We start from the raw sequence: 17,147 nt of genomic DNA, 5'->3' as shown, positions 1-17,147 counted from the left end.
ATTTTTAAAGTTTGTTAAGCTTTACATAACGGATAAACCCTTTTCCTTCTTTTTTCTTCGTAATATCAGCTGTTGTTAATGCAATTTCTACATCTCCAACATGATATTTATTGTCTTCCACAGCCGATTCAAATCGAAGTTTGTAACCTTTGTTTAATTTAGATTCATCAATAGAAAAAGTTGTAATACTTCTGTCACCTGCCGCTATAGAGGCACCCGTAATACCATTCAGATTTTCTTTCTTCTTAGCGAAGGTTTTGTTCCATTCTTTAAAACCATTATACCACTGTTTATCTGGTCCCATTACGTATAATGTCTTTTCATATTTTCCTTTAGAATCAATTAAAGAAACAACAACGTAAGCTTCCAAACCTTCATAATTTGTCATTTGCAACATGCATTTATACTTGGCTTGTTGGGCATTTGCTTGGGGCATAAATAGTAGACCAAACAGGCCTACCAATGCAAGTTTTATTATTTTATTCATAGTGTATTATTTTAAAAAATCTACTGATATATTAGCTTTTGTTAGTGACTCATTTTCTTTTGCTAAATCATAAGCAGTTTCATCAAATTCTGTTAGGATGTCTTTTTTAGCACCTGAAGCAACTAAATATTTTAAGATTGAGTCATCTTTTGCTGTTAATGCCGCTTTGTGTAAAGCTGTCATTCCTTCCTGATTTTTAACATTGATATCTATATCCAATGCACTTATTTTTTTAAGTAGATTTAACTCATTTTTTGCAACTGCCAAATGGTATAATGTATTGCCATCCTTTTGTGGAATTGTAATGTCAAATCCAGAATTTTTTAACAAACTTAATTTTTCGTCAAATCCATCTTTTCCATCTTTTCGTACTGATTGAATCAAATAATAAGCTAAATTATTTCCTTTTGCATCAATAACGTTAGTTTTTGCTCCGTTTTCTAGTAGAAATCCCACCATATCTGAAGAACCATTTTCAACTGCAAAGCTCAATGCTGAAAGACCTTTTGAATTTATAGCATTCACATCTTTTACTTTCGAAATGAATGTTTTTACCAATTCAAGATTTCCACGAGTTGCGTTCATTAAAACAGAATTTCCAGCTTTATCTTGGTGGTTTACATCAACACCTTTAGCTAAGAAATAAGCAATAATATCTTCTTGTTTTTGTTTTCTAACTAAATTGTGTAAAACATTTTCACCTTCATCACCTAACGAATTTGGATTGATCTTTAAATCTTCAACCAAATATTTATAAGCATCTAAAGTTGCAGATGAAGATCTGGTTCCTTGAGAAGCAATAATTAAAGCTCTTCCATCGTATTTAATTCCTTTTTTTAGGATAGTTTGCAACAGTTTTACATCACCACTTCTGGCAGCATAATTAAATGCCGTATTCCCTAAATCATCTGTATCCTTTAACGACAAACCTTTTGTAGCAAGATAATCGGCTAATTTTAGTTCTTTGTCGTTTGGAATAGATAAGAGTAATATATTGGCTCCATTTTTAAATTTTTGTTTTGGATTGTTTCCAGCTTTAAAGAACAATTCATATATTTTTGCATTAGCTTGTCCGTTAGCCGCAGCAAAAGCAATTGGAATAGCTCCTTTATCATCGGAAAGATTAATATCTGCTCCTTTTTCTAATAAAAAATTCACTAAATCAACATTTCCTTTACTAGCCGCCCAATGCAAATAAGTACGACCATCATGCGTTAATTTTTTTACACTATTTCCATCTTGTTGAATAAGAAATAGGATACTTTCTAATGTTGCATCGTTATTGATGGCCATAGTAACGGCATCAAAATTACCGCCATTTGCTTCAGAGGGACTATTCCCTTTTGCTATCGTTTCTTTAATAGTAGTTAAATCTGGATTTTTTTTCCAAAAATCTCCATTTAAAAGTGTATTCTGTCCATTTGAAACACTTGCAATTAGCAGTAGTGTACTAAACAATATTTTTTTCATTGCTGTTTTGTTTTTTAAATAAATGAAACTTTTAATTACAATTTAAAAATTCCGTGCTGCAAAAATACAACACGGAATTTATATTGTAACTTAGAAGGCTCCAATAAAATGGTTTCCAGGTTTATTTGTTAATTTAGCTCCAGTAGTTACGACTCCAGTTGAACTGTTAATGATATAAATACGACCATCTTGTCCAACCGGTGCGGCAGTTACATAAACATCAAAACCATCAACAACATAACCTTGATATTGGAAGAAATACATATCTGCGCTGTAAGGTAAATCTAATGTTTTTGCTGTTTTTGCTGTAAGATCTACAAGTGCTAAAAAACTTTGAGATTGACCAGAAAGATTAGAAACTGCTGAGCCACTATGGGTATAAGCTACCACAGCTTTTCCATTTCCAGCATATTTCCAGTTTTCAATATAAGTACCTGATAATCCTAATGCTGTATCTAAATTGAACACATAAGAATTATCGTATTGATTACTTGAATTAATTCTTAAGATGTGAGAACCAGAAGCATCTCTTTGGGTAGCTTGATAAATATTTCCATCATCACCAACAAAACTATTAAAACTACGGTAACCACTAGTATCACCAAATCCTACAGTAGAAGTAATTACTACCGGATTTTCTAATGATGGATAATCAACAACAACTGATTTAGCTCCTAAATGAGTATAAGTACTTTCATTGGTTCCCGTTGCTGGGTTTGTTTTACGCATCCAAGTACCAATAATTAATTTGTTACCTGCTTTATTTAAAACTGGCGCATCTAATCTAAAAATATGATGCCCTTGTGCTTCTTCAGCTGCGCTCAAAGCGATTTCATAAGATTTGGTTTGAGCAATTAATGAATTTACTAAATCTAAAGATAAAACTGTAGCAGTTCCTCTAGTGTGCTCATAGCTTCCATCAGCATTAGTAACAACAGTTGGAGACGTAACATTTACAGCAACTCCAGTTTTATCACCATCATATAATTTAACCCATCTTGGACTTGTTCCTGCATATTGTGAAATATTTACAACACCTCCTGTGGGGCTGAAATTTTGTCCCCCATTTACTTTGTATTTTGAAAATTCACCTCCATTTGTTCCTGTATAAGCGATATTGAAAATCGTAGAACCATCTTGTGAAGATTGCAAACGCGCTGTTCTGTTTGATGGAACTGCAAATCCGTTTTCAAAAACGTCATAAGTCTTAGAAGGATCTTTCGCATTTTCTTTACTTATAGCATATACAATTGTTCCACCATTTCCATCACCTGGCGTAGGATCTGTAGTTCCCATAACGGCTCCAGCTACAGTAATATATCTGCCTTCTGTAATAGGTGGTTCTGTAGTTCCGCCGCTAGTATTGTCATCATCACTGCAACTTGTTGTTAGAGCGAAAACTCCTATAAGTGCCGTAAAAGCCCATAAATTTAAAAATCTGTTTTTCATTATATTTATATATTTAAAAATTATTGATTATGTAATTAAGTTTTAAGTAAAATGCTCTTCCAGGTTTTTGTACGCCCATATTATCGTAACTCTGTTTGTTAAACATATTCTTCGCGTCAAAACTAGCTATGAAGTTTTTGTTTGGAAAAACATAACTTACGCCAGCGTCTTGTATAAATTGTTCTGGGACATTAAAAAAATCAGTTCCGGCTGTATTGCTATATAATTTTCGATTGTAATTAAAAGTGTCTACAAACATGAAATTATAAAATAAGTTCAATTGTGATTTTTTAGCTAATACATCATTAAAGGAATATTGAGCACTTACGTTAGCATTTAAAAAAGGCTCATTTGGCAAGTCATATTTTATACCTCCTGTAACGGTTGTAAGTTCAAATTTTGAGACTCCCATTGCAATATTCAGATTGTTATTATAAGTGTAATTTAATTCGAAATCAACGCCCTTTGATTTTACATTACCTTGATTTACGAAAGGAAGTGTTTGAATATTTGTATTAATTGCTGTTTGCACAGGTGTACCAATTCTGTCCGTTATGCTTCTGATAAAACCATTGGTAGCAATCACTACTTCATGTTTTTGGATTTTGAATTTTCCAAATCTAAAGCCAAGATTATAGTTCTTACTGGTTTCTGGTTTAATGTTTGGATTTTCTGATATGTTATCGCCAGAATCTCCAAAAACTTCATTTTCACTAGGTAATCTAACTGCTTTCTCGGCAGAAGTTAAAAGCGTTACCATCGGTAGAACAGCATAAGAAAACGCTCCACCATAGCCCATAACATTTTTATTGCTACTAACGATATCTTCAACCTTAGTTGGAACACCATTAATATTCTGCACTATCGGGTTCATTCGTTCAATCCTTTGTTGATAATACTTACTAAAAACACTAGCTTTTAATCTACTCTCATGAGCAGTCAATTCATAGGTCAAAGCGCCGATGTTTTTATTTAAATCTCTAGTTCCAAGAAATTTGCGTTCTAAAACCGATTTCATTTCATCATCATCTTCCCTGTTTACTACAGAAAGTGTATAGTTCAATAAAAATTTATGATTTTCATTAATCTCATAAGAAATTCCAGTTCTTATAGCACCAACTTCTCTTTTTATATTGGCTAAAGTTGGAGCTCCTTGTTGTGCTCCTGAAGGACGTGGAATTGGTCGTCCGTTTAAATCCAAACTCAGATTTCCATTCCAATCATAATTCCATTTAACGGTGTCGTTAATAGTTCGATTTCTTTCACCATACAAGCCGTGAAAATTAAACTCTAAACCTTTTACAAAGAGATCTTTCTTATTATAGGTTAAGCTCATCAATGCGGCATCTGATCGTAAAAATCTACCTTTATAAGGAGTTGACATAAACGTTCCGTGCTGTACTTCTTTATACGAATCTGAACTGGTGTAACCAATAAAGAAATTGTCTGCCCATTTTACATCGGTAAATCCAACTTCTACAACACTTCCGGTTGATTTAAATGCATCTTGTAAGCGCTTAGCCCTAATGTAATCGTATCTCCCATTTGGTAAGATATTATAAACTGTTTTTCCCCAAACTTCATAATCGTTATCAGAATAATTGTTGAAAAAAGAAGTTTTAAGAGTAAAACCCGATGCTGCAAAACGATACAAACCATTAAAATTTACCTGCGAAGTGTTAAACGAACCATAAGAAGCCGACGCATTAAAATTATTTCGAGCGGCTTTTTTCAACACAACATTAATCGCACCTCCTAAAGCATCGTCAGATAAATGACCAGGAACAACCCCTTTATAAACTTCAATACGTTCGATGATTGAAGGTGGAATACTATTTAAATCAAAAGATGAACCATAAGTTGAAATAGGAATACCATCGATAAAAATTCGGACAGAATTACCTGATATACCATTAATATTATAATTAACATCTGAACCTAAACCACCATTTTGACGAATTCTTACACCAACAGTTCTACTTAACAATTCATTAGTTTGCATATTTCTTGATGCAGCAGTTTTAGTCTCAATAACATTTACTGCAAAACCTTTTGTTTCAATTTTAGTTTTTTCAGTTTTAACATTAACCACAACTTCACTTAGCTCAACGCTTGTAGCTCTCTCTATAATAATATTTATATTTTTAGTAGTTGCATTTAATTTTATAGCTACAGTCTTTTTATTTGCTTCTATAGAACTAGTTTCAAGAAGATAATTTCCATAAGGAACATTTTCGATTACATAATTTCCGCTTTCATTTGAAACGGCGGATTTAGTGGTTCCTTGAAGAAAAACTAAAACACCAGGTACAGGTTCATTATCTGTGAAATTTATTCTACCGTTAATTTTAGTAGTCTGTGCAATAGCAGAGACGCTAAAGTAGAGGCATGTTAAAAAGACGAAATAGTGAGAGAGTGACATATTTTCTGTTCTAAAGTTTTCGCAAATCTATACTTATTTAGACTAAATACAAATAAAAATATTAAAAATATTAATAATCCAATTCGCAATCCACTGTAAGAATTTGAATATTAGAAGCATAGATTGTAAATTTCTTTTGATAGCGGGTCAAGAATTAAACTTGGCGAATAATTCTTGCAAAAAATTAAAAATTTCTCGAATTAACAAATAAAGATTACTTCTATAGACCTTTTGAAGTCCATGCGACCTGATTTGTTAACGGACCACTTTGATGTGGTTTTTTCTAATAACACAGAGGAGATATTACATCTATATTTTTCAAAGAATATTAAGTTTCAACGTTAAAAGCTGAAGTGGATATGCAAATAAAACCTGCAGTATAAGTTAAGCTACATTTTTGTAATTAATTTGATTGTTAAATTCTTCAATAGTTGCATAATTCAAAGCAGACTCGAGCGATAGCGAACAGGCGAAGCAATGTCTTCTTTTTCTGTTGTACCAAATTTCAATGTATTGCTTCGGCTGTTCGCTTCGCTCGGGTCAAAAATTTCCAGTTTCATTTGGTCTTTAGAAATCAGTTTGTTCCCATAAATGAATTCCGTTTTCAAAGATTTGAAGAAGCTTTCCGCTACAGCATTATCCCAACAATTTCCTTTACGACTCATACTGCGGGTTATTTTTTTATAGGAATCAAGAACATTTACAAACTTTTTACTGGCATATTGGACACCTCTGTCAGACTCGAGAGCTTTGCTCGAACAGGCGAAGCAATGAAAAATCAAACCTTCATCAATATCTCGGTTTTTAACCGCCATTTTCCAAGCTCCAAGCGTAGTTTCTTCTGTACTCATTCCGTTACTCAAACTCCAACCGATAATTTTTCTGTCGTATAAATCCATAATAGTGGTCAGGTACACAAACCCCTCTTTAGTTTGGATATATGTAATATCCGAAACCCAAACTTTTGAAGGCGTTTTTACAATAAACGCTCTGTTTAATACATTTTCGGCAACTAAATAATTATGATTTGAGTTGGTTGTAACTTTGAACTTCTTGCTTAATTTGCTTCGTAAGCCAAGTTCCTTCATATATTTTGCAACTGTGATTGCTTCGCCTGTTCGAGCAAAGCTCTCGGGTCGTGAAACTTTATAGCCTAAATACTGTAATTCCAATGTTATTCTAGGACTTCCATATCTTTGTTTGGCTGCAAAATAAATCAATGTTATCTGTTCTTTTATGGTAATTTTTAGTTGTTGTCTTACTGTGATTGCTTGTTTTTTCCATCGGTAATAACTTCCGCTACTCACTTGTAGAACTTTGCACATTTTTTCAATCGGGAATAGTTGTTCATTGCTTTTTATGAAACTATAAATCATCGACCGCTCTTGGAAAAAATGCCGATTGCTTTTTTTTATATATCACGTTCTAACTCGGCATCTTTGAGTCTTTTCTCCAGTTCGTAAATTTTTTCTTGCTCGGGAGTGAGTTTTAAATTTCCTTTTCCAGGAAAACTTCCTTCTCCAAACTCTTCGAACTCTTTACGCCATTTATACAACTGTGGGGCTGTTACTCCTAACTCTCTGACGAGATCTGATATGTTTGTTCTATCATAACTCAATTGGACTGCTTTCTCTTTAAAAGCCTTGTCATAAATTTTGCGTACTTGTTTAATAGGTTAAAATTAAGATTATTTCTTAACTTTCTGTGATGGCTAAGTTAGCATGTCCAGAGGAATGAAATTTCATTTGAATTTGATTGGGTTAAGAAATTTCTCTTTAAGGATAATGAGAGGCATTCTTATTACATAAATTAGCTTGATCGCTGCTGAAATTGTAAAGTTTAGTATTTCAGTAACATTCATAAAAAACACTTCTATGTATTTAGAAACAAAATTTGAGACTAATGAAAAACCAGAGAAATTTAATAGCAAATAATGGAGACACTCCTTTTAAAGAGAAGAAAAGTGATTTCAAAAGAGTAGCAAGAAATTATAATATAGAATCAAAACCTGCAGCGAAAGTATTAATCTTATCTACTTATCCCCCAAGGGAATGTGGAATTGCTACCTATACGTATGATTTAAAAAAAGCATTGGATTCTAAATTTGATAAATGCTTGGACATAAAAATATGTGCATTACAAACTACAACAGATTATTACAATTATAAAACTATTGATGTTGATGTAGTGCTTAGTACTGATAGCGAAGAATCGTATGCTAGCGTTGCTGACACAATTAATGCCGATAAGGATCTGGATTTGGTAATGATTCAACATGAGTTTGGACTATTCAAATACAATGAGGAGTCACTTATAAATTTTTTAAAAGTACTAACAAAACCAATACTTATTACTTTTCATACAGTACTGCCTTACCCAAATGAAGCTCTAGAGCGCAATGTTAAAGAATTAGTTGCAGTAGCAAGAGCAGTTAGCGTTATGACACATTCCTCTGCTGAATTGCTAAAAAATACGTATGGAGTAGATTCCTGTAAAATAAAAATCATTCCACATGGTACTCATTTAGTAAAACATCAAGACAAATCTATTCTTAAAGAAAAATACAATGTTTTAGAAAGAAAAGTTATATCCACATTTGGTTTCCTCGGACCAGGAAAGAGTATTGAAACGACTTTATATGCCTTACCAGAAATAATCAAAGTGCATCCAGATATACTATTTTTAATAGTAGGGAAAACGCACCCCACGATCTTTAACAATGAAGGAAACTTCTATATGCACTTTTTACAAAAAATAGTTGAAAATTTAGGTATAAAGGACCATGTTCAATTTGTAAATAAGTTTGTACCACTACCCGAATTGTTAGAGTATTTACAACTATCAGATTGTTATATTTTTACTTCCAAAGACCCTAATCAAGCAGTAAGCGGCACTTTTTCTTACGCCGTAAGTTGCGGATGTCCTATTCTCTCAACTCCAATTCCTCATGCTACTGAAGTTTTAAGAGGAGGTAAGGGTTTATTATTCGATTTCGGTAATTCGAAACAATTAGCAGAAAAACTGAATGATTTGCTAAATAATGATAATTTACTTCAGCACATGAAAATGAAAGGTTTACATACCTCGTCTTCTAATTCATGGGATAATGCGGCTATAGCTCACGCACATGTTTTTGTCGAGCAAATGAATAAGAAAGTTACGCTAAGATATAAAAAACCAGATATTGATCTTACTCATTTACTGGCTTTGACAACTAATGTAGGCATTATTCAGTTTTCAAATATTAACACACCTGATCTTGATTCAGGTTACACTTTAGATGATAATTCTAGGGCATTAATTGCTATCTGTGAAAATTATAATCTAACTAAAAACGCTGGGGATCTAATATTCGCAAAAATCTATATTAACTTTATTTTAAATTGTCATCGGGATAATTGTCTGTTTTTTAATTATGTAGATAAAGAAAAGAAATTCACAGGGCAAAATAATGAAGTAAATTTAGAAGACTCTAATGGAAGAGCTATTTGGGCTTTGGGATATGCCTATAATACGATGGTGGAAAGTGTTGATATTGACACAGTACTGTTTCAAAATATCAAATGGTGTATTAATCACTTTAGTCTGGAACTCCACCGTTTTAGCTCACCTCGTGCAATAGCTTTTGCAATTAAGGGTCTACATTTTTTTAATATAAAAGAAAACGACGCAGGCAATACAGCGATTATTAACAAATTAGCTACTAAGCTTTCAGAGTTTTATAATTTTTACACTGAGAAGGATTGGAATTGGTTCGAACCTTATCTTACTTACGGCAATAGTGTACTTCCAGAAGCACTCTTATTTGCCTGGAAATCGACAAGAGATCCTCAATTTAAGTTAATCGCAAAAGAATCTTTTGACTTTTTATTATCTAAAATATTTATTAAAGATTCCATCCGAGTAATTTCTAATAAAAATTGGCTGATTAAAGGTGTAGATGAAAAGTCAAGCAGTGCAGGGGGAGAACAACCCATTGATGTTGCTTACACCATCTTAGCTTTAAAGCAATTTCAAATTGTATTTCCCTTTGAAGGTTATGGTAAAAAAATGGAAATCGCATTTGAATGGTTTTTAGGTAATAATCACTTGAAACAGATCATTTATAATCCCCGTACAGGTGGTTGCCATGACGGATTAGAAGAGTTCAATGTAAATTTAAATCAGGGAGCAGAATCAACAATAAGCTATTTGCTGGCCAGATATTGCTTTGATTAATTGGAAGTTTATACAGCAGTTTAAAAAGAGAGAAGGTGGTTATAACTAATTGTTGTCAAAATCTTCTCTATTGGTGGTGAAATATTTTACTTTTTTTTATAGTATACCAATATGAACGACTAGGTCTTTTTAAGCTCGGCTAACAAATCATCCATGTTTACCGTGACATAAGAAGAAGCATAGTCAGACACAGCATAAGGCAAGATTAATTGATTATTATGTATTAGACTACCGCAGGAATAGACTACGTTAGGGACATAACCCTCTCGTTCTTCTTCTAAGGGAGAGAGTAAAGGCTCCTTAAGACGTCCAAGTTCTTGGGTAGGATCACTTAAATCTAATAGAGATACTCCGATACAATATCGTCTCATAGCGCCCACACCATGAGTAATTAGCAACCAGCCATGTTCTGTATAAATGGGAGAGCCACAATTACCTATTTGGGTAAACTCCCAGGGGAATTTTGGTTCTTGAATTTTTATAGGATCATTCCAGAGTGTTATTCTATCAGAGTAAAATATGTAATTATTAACGCCATCTATTCTTGCTAGCATAGCATATTTCCCATTGATTTTACGTGGAAATAGTGCAAAGTTTTTATTCTGAGCACCATTTCCGTGCATCGGCATAATTCGGAAATTAACAAAATCTTTTGTAGAAAGAAGTTTGGGTAGGATGGTAAATCCATCATAAGCCGTGTATGTGGCATAAATTGTTTCAGAACCATCATCTTCTGTAAAGCGTACAAACCTCGCATCTTCAATTCCACGACTTTCAGAAGATGAAATAGGCAAAATAGCTCTTCCAGATATTTTAGAATCTTTATGAAATTCAATATCATAATAAGAGTTTACAAGCCAAGTCATTTCTTTTAATGCTTTTCTTTGTGGCTCATTAACATCTAAGGTTAATATTTTTCTGACCGCTTCCTTGAGAGTATAATATTCAAACATATCTGGTAAATCGTTCATGATGGGAGTTGAAAATTCTTTAGGGATATTCATTTCTTCCATTTTCTCCATAAAACGCTTTTTATTATGTGACTTTTTCTTGATAATGGTAGGTAGGTCAATATGTTTTTGGGGTTCTACCATTCGCAAATTATTAGATGCATCCAAAATTCCTTTTCTAAATACGATAGAGGATAAATGTCCTTCACCAGTAGCTCTGAAAGATAAAATAACTCTTTTTTCACCCTCAGCTAAAAATGATTGATCGAAATCTTCGACTATAGAGGGATTGAACAAAGCGGCAGCCTCAAGCGAATATTCTAATGTAGAGTATGAACCTATTAATAGTCGTCTTTCAGGTGAAAGTTCCTCAAAATTAATTCCTATCGATTCGATAAGATTTTTATAATTGCTAGCATGTTTTAAGTATATTTCAGCTATATTTCGATGTCTTCCTCTGAATTCATTTAAAATTATTTCAAGTTCGTGTCTTACATCTTCTTCATTTAAAGTCATTATTCGTTTTACTAAATTAATAGTTCTGCTATCACCATTGTTAAAAAAGCGAGCAACCACTCTACTAGAGTCAGGTTTAAAATATAAGTTTTTACGAATTACGGGTACTGGCATGGGCTTTATTTTTACGAATTTAAGTTTGTGAAATCACAGTAAGAAAAGAATTTAACCAATCGAATTTCAACAAATAGGAAAGCACTGTCTATATGCTTCGTTTGAGATGGAATATTCTCATTAGAATCATATAAAAAGTACATTGTTCAAATATTATTTAATTGCTTTTTTATTAAGTCTATTTTCTGCTAATTTATCTAGGACATTATCAACGTTACACTCATCATCTAAAGTATTTTGCAATTTTGAAGCAATATCAACGTGACCCAGCTTCTTGGCAAAACTTACGGCAGTTCCATAGCCCGATAATTCATAATGCTCCACACGTTGTGCTTCCGGCTATAAGCCCAGCATATATAACTTCAATGTTTTCAGCTTTGTCAATGAAACTTCTGTATCTTTAATTAATCCTTTCATGGCTTTGCAAGTTTCTCCTTTTGGAGGTACCTATGCTTTCACAAATTTCTTCAAGTCTTAGCTTGTTCTCTTTTGTTTCTTCAAGATGGGCTTTAAAATCCTTTTTTAATTTTTCATCGATGCTTATTTAAAACCTTTTTCCTCATCGTGAATTCTTTCTAGTAAATCATTTAGAGTATTGCGTAAAGGAGCTGTAAATTTTTCCATAGTTTAGTATTTTTTAAAATGAACATTGGTATTTTATGCGATGCCCATTGTAATAGATCGTTTTTTAATAATAATCAAATATATTGATTTGATGGTTTTCAATTAAAAATAAGTCTACACTGGTATGTGCTTTACATTATCCATTCTTTCCCAATTTCTATGCTTAGCAAGAGCATTCACGAAGCTCTCTGCTTTTTGATTGATCAACACAGCTATATCATCTTTAAAATCGGAGACAAATGTTTTATTGATCAAATCTTCTCCATCGCCATCAGCAGCTATTGCTTTGCAATGCATAAAGGCTTCGTTTATAAATTTTATAAACTTTCCTTCAGTCTTCAATTTTTCGATGGATTTAATTCCGCCTGGAATGTACAAGGCATCAAATAAGACGCTTTCAGTGGTCATTATGGCGGCATCGACTTTGTGTTTTATATTTTCATCGCAAATAACTTGACCTCCGTGAGGAGCTATTAGTTTAATTACGGCACCTTCTTTTTCCAGTACGTCAACCATATTTTTAAAATTTTTCATCGAAAAACCATCCGAAACTAACACAGCGACTTTCCTAGATTCAATGCTTTCAAATTTAGTATTGGCTTGGCTAAGCGTTGGTGCTACTTCCAGATATATTTTCTTTTTTGGAGGCTGTTGTTTATCAATTTCTGCATCCGCTCCTATAGCATGATTTATCGGTTGTTCAATAGTTTTAGGAATTTCAAGACCTAGTCCTTTTGCAACTTGGGTTGCTAAGGTGTTATCTATTTGACTAATAAGCCAAAGCATGCGTTCCTTAATGTAGTCGTGGTTGCATTTGCCAAGTTCAAATGTATATGCATCAGCTATATGTTGCTTTTCCCAATGAGCTAAACTTCTATAAAATAAAGCGGGTTGCGAAAAGTGATCATTAAAACTTTCGCTTCTATTTCTAATTTTTTTAGCATCAATTCGCTCTTCATAAGAATGAAATCCTCCTTCGGCTATTTTAGCGAGGTGAGGGCAGCCACCTGTCAAGCTGTTTGGGAAATAAGCTGTTTGTCCTTTTACGATTTCAGTTTGCATCATTCCATCACGCTGATTGTTATGTGAAGGTACAATAGGTCGATTAATGGGGATTTGATGAAAATTAGGCCCACCTAATCTTGATAATTGAGTATCTCTATAGGAAAATAACCTGCCTTGTAGTAATGGATCATTTGTAAAGTCTATTCCGGGTACGATGTGTCCAGGTAAGAAGGCTACTTGCTCGGTTTCGGCAAAGAAGTTTTCTGGATTTTTATTCAAAGTCATTTTCCCAATAATTTGAACGGGAACCATTTCCTCGGGAATTAATTTAGTAGGATCCAGCAAGTCAAACTCAAATTTAAACTCATCTTCTTGAGGAACAATTTGAATTCCTAATTCCCACTCGGGATAATGACCTGCTTCAATAGCATCCCATAAATCACGTCTGTGAAAATCAGAATCAGCGCCGTTGATTTTAACAGCTTCATCCCAAGTAACAGAATGAACACCTAATTTAGGTTTCCAGTGAAATTTAACAAAGTGAGAATCACCTTTATTATTTATTAATCTGAAAGTATGAATTCCAAAACCTTCCATCATCCTGAAACTTCTAGGAATGGCTCGATCACTCATCACCCATATATGATTATGAAGTGTTTCAGTAGTGTGAGACACAAAATCGTAGAAAGTATCATGTGCAGAGGCAGCTTGCGGGATTTCTCTATTAGGCTCTGGTTTAACTGAATGTATAAGATCAGGAAATTTCATGGCATCTTGAATAAAGAAAATTGGCATATTATTCCCTACTAAATCCCAGGTGCCTTCTTCAGTATAAAATTTCACTGCAAATCCACGTACATCACGAGCTAAATCTGGAGAACCTTTAGAACCTGCTACTGTCGAAAACCTTACAAATACAGGTGTAATTCTATTAATATCAGTAAATATACCAGCTTTGCTATACTGTTCAATGCTATTGTATAGCTCAAAATATCCATGTGCAGCGCTGCCTCGAGCATGCACAATACGCTCCGGAATTCTTTCATGGTCAAAGCTTGTGATTTTTTCGCGAAGTAGAAAATCTTCCAATAATGTAGAACCTCTTTCTCCCGATTTAAGAGAGTTGTTAGTATCATTAACTTTTAAACCTTGATTGGTTGTAAAGGTTTTATTTTCTAAATTCTTATAATTTTTTTCTAAATCAGTAATTTTCTTGGATTCATTTGATGGGTTTGGTTCCATAATATTAAATTTTTCTAGTTATATTGATATCAGGATGATCACAAATTTTGTTTCCAATATTCTTAGTACTAAATTCCAAAAAAAGCCCGACCTCAATTAACTCTAAAGAATATAATATGTGCTCAAAAGCATTAGTTATGGTAACAAACGGAAAGACATTTATATATTTATGCTTTGCATATAATTTTTGTAATTTTTTTGATCTTCTTACTAGGTTTTATTTTAGTTATAAGCCATTGAATCTATTCAGTGAATGGATTTTTTTAGAAATTACGAATGTGAAGCGGAATATTTTATTGAACCAGATTAGGTCTTACAAAATAAAATCAGTTATGGCTAACTGGTTTATTTTAAGTTTTAGGCTGTGATGGCTAACTTCTGTTGATTATTTTGATAATGCTTTGGACTACAATTGTATTTTTCTTTAAAAATCTTAGAAAAATAACTTCTGCTTGTCAGTCCCACTGTGTAAACAATTTCTGAAATATTGAGTTCAGAAGTTCTTATTAGGTTTTCTGCAAATTCAACTCTTACATTTCTTATGAAATCTGTTACCGTTCTATTATGCATAACTTTAAAACCTTCTTGAAGTTTTATAGGTGATAGACCAAATTTTTTGTACAGATAATTTAAACTATATTGAATTTCAGGATTTGTCTTAATATATTCCGATATATTTTTGACCATAATCATCTCAGATTTTGAAAGAATATTTATTGCATTATCTATATTAATTAAATCATTTTTGTGTTGTTCAATTTCTAAAGCTAAAATATGATAAACGGTGCTGCTAATTAGTAGGTTTCTAATCAGCCCTTTTTGGCAAATAGAATTGAGGTCATCAATTTTTTCAACAATTTTTAGGTTTAAAGAACCAATATAAGAAAGCTGGTCATTTTCTTTATTTTTTAAAAAAGTATTTATTAACTGTTCTCTTAGTTCTCCATCATGGACGGCTAACGTATTTACTGTTACCATTGAAACTTTCAATGCTTGGTTTTTACTAAAATTAAAAAAAGTACTTTTTTTAGAAGAATTCGAAAATATCCCGGTTTGAAATTGATTTAGTCTATTCTTCACTCCATCCTCTCCAAAATTTTGAGTAAGATGCCCTTTCGAGCAATATCCAAAATCAATAGAGTTTGAATTATCATGTCTATAAGTTAGTGAAACATCTACTTTGAAATCAATTTCATATTCTAAATAACAAATGGCAGGTTCAACGGTAATTCCCGAAATAAACCCCTTTCCAATTTCGTTATTCAGTTCCAATTTGAATTCCTTTGATTTTATTTCTAGATTTCCACCTAATTGTGTTTTCAATTGTTCGAAAACCTTGGCTAAATTGTTCGATGTTAATGTGATAATTTTCATAGCAACTTTTTTTAATTATTAGGTACAATGTTCGGAAACTATACAATTGAAAAGGGTTACTATTTGATCTCGCTTCTTTTCAAACCTACAGGTAAAATTCTTAAAGTTTTTAAAACGATTTGTTACAAGGTTATAAAGACTTTAGTGAATTATTTAACCGTTAAAGTGCATATAAAAAACACTTTTTCCTTTGTTTTTATATTTAATGCTATTATTGTTATTTCCCTTTAGTATTTTACAAATTGGTTGTTACAAAGTTGCAACAAGTGATAACAGTTTGTTATATAATTATTTCATTGTTTTATATAATTCTACTATAAATTATTTATCAAAAACAGTCATAGTTAAGAAAGTACTGATTGAATACTTTTTGATTAAGTTAAAACAAGTTCTATTTGAGTTATGGACATGCTAACTTAGCCATCACAGAAAGTTAAGAAATAATCTTAATTTTAGCCTATGAAAGAAGTCTGCAAAATTTATGACAAAGCTTTTAAAGATAAAGCCGTTCAATTGAGTTATGATAGAACAAATGTATCAGAACTCGCCAGAGAGTTGGGAGTCACAGCACCACAGTTGTATAAATGGCGTAAAGAGTTCGAGGAATTTGGAGAAGGAAGTTTTCCTGGGAAAGGAAATTTAAAACTAACTCCCGAGCAAGAAAAAATCTACGAACTGGAGAAAAGACTCAAAGATGCCGAGTTAGAACGTGATATATTAAAAAAAGCAATCGGCATTTTTTCCAAGAGCGGTCGATGAAATACTGTTTCATTAAAAAGAATGAATAAATATTTCCGATTGAAAAAATGTGTCGTGTTTTAGAAATCAGTACAGGAAGTTTTTATAGCTGGAAAAAGGCAAATGTTTCAATTACTCAAAAAAGGATAATTGCTTTAAAAGAACAGATAAAGAAGATTTATTTTGAGTCCAAACAACGCTATGGAAGTCCTAGAATAGCAATAGAACTCCAGTGTTGAGGATATCAAATATCCAGAATAACGGTAGCTAAGTATATGAAACTTCTTGGCTTAAAAAGCAAACTCAGCAGGAAGTTTAAAGTAACAACAAACTCTAATCACAATTATCTAACGGTTGAAAATATACTAAACAGAGAGTTTGTTGTCAATAAACTGGTGATTATACAGTGTACCAAAGAGTGTATTAAGAACATATGGGGATTTTGATGTTTTTTACTATATTAGCTCAACTTCCTGATTTTGGATCAATACATATTGTTGTGGGGAAATATTAAAATCTAGATATTTGTATTCCTAAA

Annotated in this window: 13 protein-coding genes; 2 read left to right on the top strand and 11 right to left on the bottom strand. The window is 32.6% G+C overall.

Features of this window, described 5'->3' with window-relative positions; genetic code table 11:
• Window positions 1–4 precede the first annotated feature (4 nt).
• The 6 genes from FQU23_RS14390 to FQU23_RS16415 all read right to left on the bottom strand — a co-directional run bounded on the left by FQU23_RS14390 (window position 5) and on the right by FQU23_RS16415 (window position 7,446).
• A complete protein-coding gene (locus FQU23_RS14390; protein WP_165425774.1) occupies window positions 5–487 on the bottom strand; it encodes a DUF2271 domain-containing protein in 483 nt (160 codons plus the stop codon).
• A gap of 6 nt (window positions 488–493) precedes the next feature.
• Window positions 494–1,957 (bottom strand): ankyrin repeat domain-containing protein, encoded by a 1,464-nt coding sequence (locus tag FQU23_RS14385; RefSeq protein ID WP_147674438.1) that lies wholly within the window; start codon window positions 1,955–1,957, stop codon window positions 494–496.
• A gap of 90 nt (window positions 1,958–2,047) precedes the next feature.
• The gene (locus FQU23_RS14380; protein WP_147674437.1) at window positions 2,048–3,406 is read right to left on the bottom strand and encodes a hypothetical protein; all 1,359 of its coding nucleotides are present in this window, start codon (window positions 3,404–3,406) and stop codon (window positions 2,048–2,050) included.
• A gap of 13 nt (window positions 3,407–3,419) precedes the next feature.
• Window positions 3,420–5,828 (bottom strand): TonB-dependent receptor, encoded by a 2,409-nt coding sequence (locus tag FQU23_RS14375; protein WP_147674436.1) that lies wholly within the window; start codon window positions 5,826–5,828, stop codon window positions 3,420–3,422.
• A gap of 440 nt (window positions 5,829–6,268) precedes the next feature.
• Window positions 6,269–7,204 (bottom strand): IS3 family transposase, encoded by a 936-nt coding sequence (locus FQU23_RS14370; RefSeq protein WP_410503922.1) that lies wholly within the window; start codon window positions 7,202–7,204, stop codon window positions 6,269–6,271.
• Between the two features lie 35 nt (window positions 7,205–7,239).
• Window positions 7,240–7,446 carry a transposase gene (locus FQU23_RS16415; protein ID WP_410503921.1) on the bottom strand — a complete coding sequence of 69 codons (207 nt, stop codon included), beginning with the start codon at window positions 7,444–7,446 and terminating at the stop codon, window positions 7,240–7,242.
• A gap of 284 nt (window positions 7,447–7,730) precedes the next feature.
• On the opposite strand from FQU23_RS16415, the gene FQU23_RS14365 reads away from it, so the two are divergent.
• On the top strand, window positions 7,731–10,046 hold the full coding sequence (locus FQU23_RS14365) for a glycosyltransferase (protein WP_147674435.1): 2,316 nt from the start codon (window positions 7,731–7,733) through the stop codon (window positions 10,044–10,046).
• Between the two features lie 119 nt (window positions 10,047–10,165).
• Here the strand turns inward: FQU23_RS14365 and FQU23_RS14360 are convergent, their stop codons facing one another.
• From FQU23_RS14360 to FQU23_RS14345, 5 genes are all read right to left on the bottom strand, one after another.
• Complete coding sequence (locus FQU23_RS14360) at window positions 10,166–11,626, bottom strand: glycoside hydrolase family 130 protein (RefSeq protein WP_147674434.1); 1,461 nt, start codon at window positions 11,624–11,626, stop codon at window positions 10,166–10,168.
• A 153-nt stretch (window positions 11,627–11,779) separates the two neighbouring features.
• Window positions 11,780–11,950: a DUF892 family protein gene (locus tag FQU23_RS16335; protein WP_317165207.1), complete on the bottom strand. Its 171-nt coding sequence runs from the start codon at window positions 11,948–11,950 to the stop codon at window positions 11,780–11,782.
• Between the two features lie 76 nt (window positions 11,951–12,026).
• The gene (locus tag FQU23_RS16370; protein ID WP_317165209.1) at window positions 12,027–12,164 is read right to left on the bottom strand and encodes a DUF892 family protein; all 138 of its coding nucleotides are present in this window, start codon (window positions 12,162–12,164) and stop codon (window positions 12,027–12,029) included.
• A gap of 200 nt (window positions 12,165–12,364) precedes the next feature.
• On the bottom strand, window positions 12,365–14,497 hold the full coding sequence (locus FQU23_RS14350) for a catalase (protein WP_147674433.1): 2,133 nt from the start codon (window positions 14,495–14,497) through the stop codon (window positions 12,365–12,367).
• Window positions 14,498–14,854: 357 nt separating this feature from the next.
• Complete coding sequence (locus FQU23_RS14345; protein WP_147674432.1) at window positions 14,855–15,871, bottom strand: helix-turn-helix domain-containing protein; 1,017 nt, start codon at window positions 15,869–15,871, stop codon at window positions 14,855–14,857.
• 459 nt (window positions 15,872–16,330) lie between these two features.
• On the opposite strand from FQU23_RS14345, the gene FQU23_RS14340 reads away from it, so the two are divergent.
• Window positions 16,331–16,630, top strand: coding sequence for a transposase (locus tag FQU23_RS14340; protein ID WP_147674431.1), 300 nt, complete (start codon window positions 16,331–16,333; stop codon window positions 16,628–16,630).
• Window positions 16,631–17,147: the final 517 nt, after the last annotated feature.

Source organism: Flavobacterium sp. XN-5 (genome assembly GCF_008033395.2).
Taxonomy (GTDB): Bacteria; Bacteroidota; Bacteroidia; order Flavobacteriales; family Flavobacteriaceae; genus Flavobacterium; species Flavobacterium hiemivividum.
Note: the sequence above shows the minus strand (reverse complement) of the source record. Positions and strands in the feature narration are given on the sequence as shown.

Excerpts from the sequence above, each read along its gene's own strand:
- FQU23_RS14390 (WP_165425774.1), bottom strand. The coding sequence starts at position 487 with ATGAATAAAATAATAAAACTTGCATTGGTAGGCCTGTTTGGTCTACTA.
- FQU23_RS14385 (WP_147674438.1), bottom strand. The coding sequence starts at position 1,957 with ATGAAAAAAATATTGTTTAGTACACTACTGCTAATTGCAAGTGTTTCA.
- FQU23_RS14380 (WP_147674437.1), bottom strand. The coding sequence starts at position 3,406 with ATGAAAAACAGATTTTTAAATTTATGGGCTTTTACGGCACTTATAGGA.
- FQU23_RS14375 (WP_147674436.1), bottom strand. The coding sequence starts at position 5,828 with ATGTCACTCTCTCACTATTTCGTCTTTTTAACATGCCTCTACTTTAGC.
- FQU23_RS14370 (WP_410503922.1), bottom strand. The coding sequence starts at position 7,204 with ATGATTTATAGTTTCATAAAAAGCAATGAACAACTATTCCCGATTGAA.
- FQU23_RS14365 (WP_147674435.1), top strand. The coding sequence starts at position 7,731 with ATGAAAAACCAGAGAAATTTAATAGCAAATAATGGAGACACTCCTTTT.
- FQU23_RS14360 (WP_147674434.1), bottom strand. The coding sequence starts at position 11,626 with ATGCCAGTACCCGTAATTCGTAAAAACTTATATTTTAAACCTGACTCT.
- FQU23_RS14350 (WP_147674433.1), bottom strand. The coding sequence starts at position 14,497 with ATGGAACCAAACCCATCAAATGAATCCAAGAAAATTACTGATTTAGAA.
- FQU23_RS14345 (WP_147674432.1), bottom strand. The coding sequence starts at position 15,871 with ATGAAAATTATCACATTAACATCGAACAATTTAGCCAAGGTTTTCGAA.
- FQU23_RS14340 (WP_147674431.1), top strand. The coding sequence starts at position 16,331 with ATGAAAGAAGTCTGCAAAATTTATGACAAAGCTTTTAAAGATAAAGCC.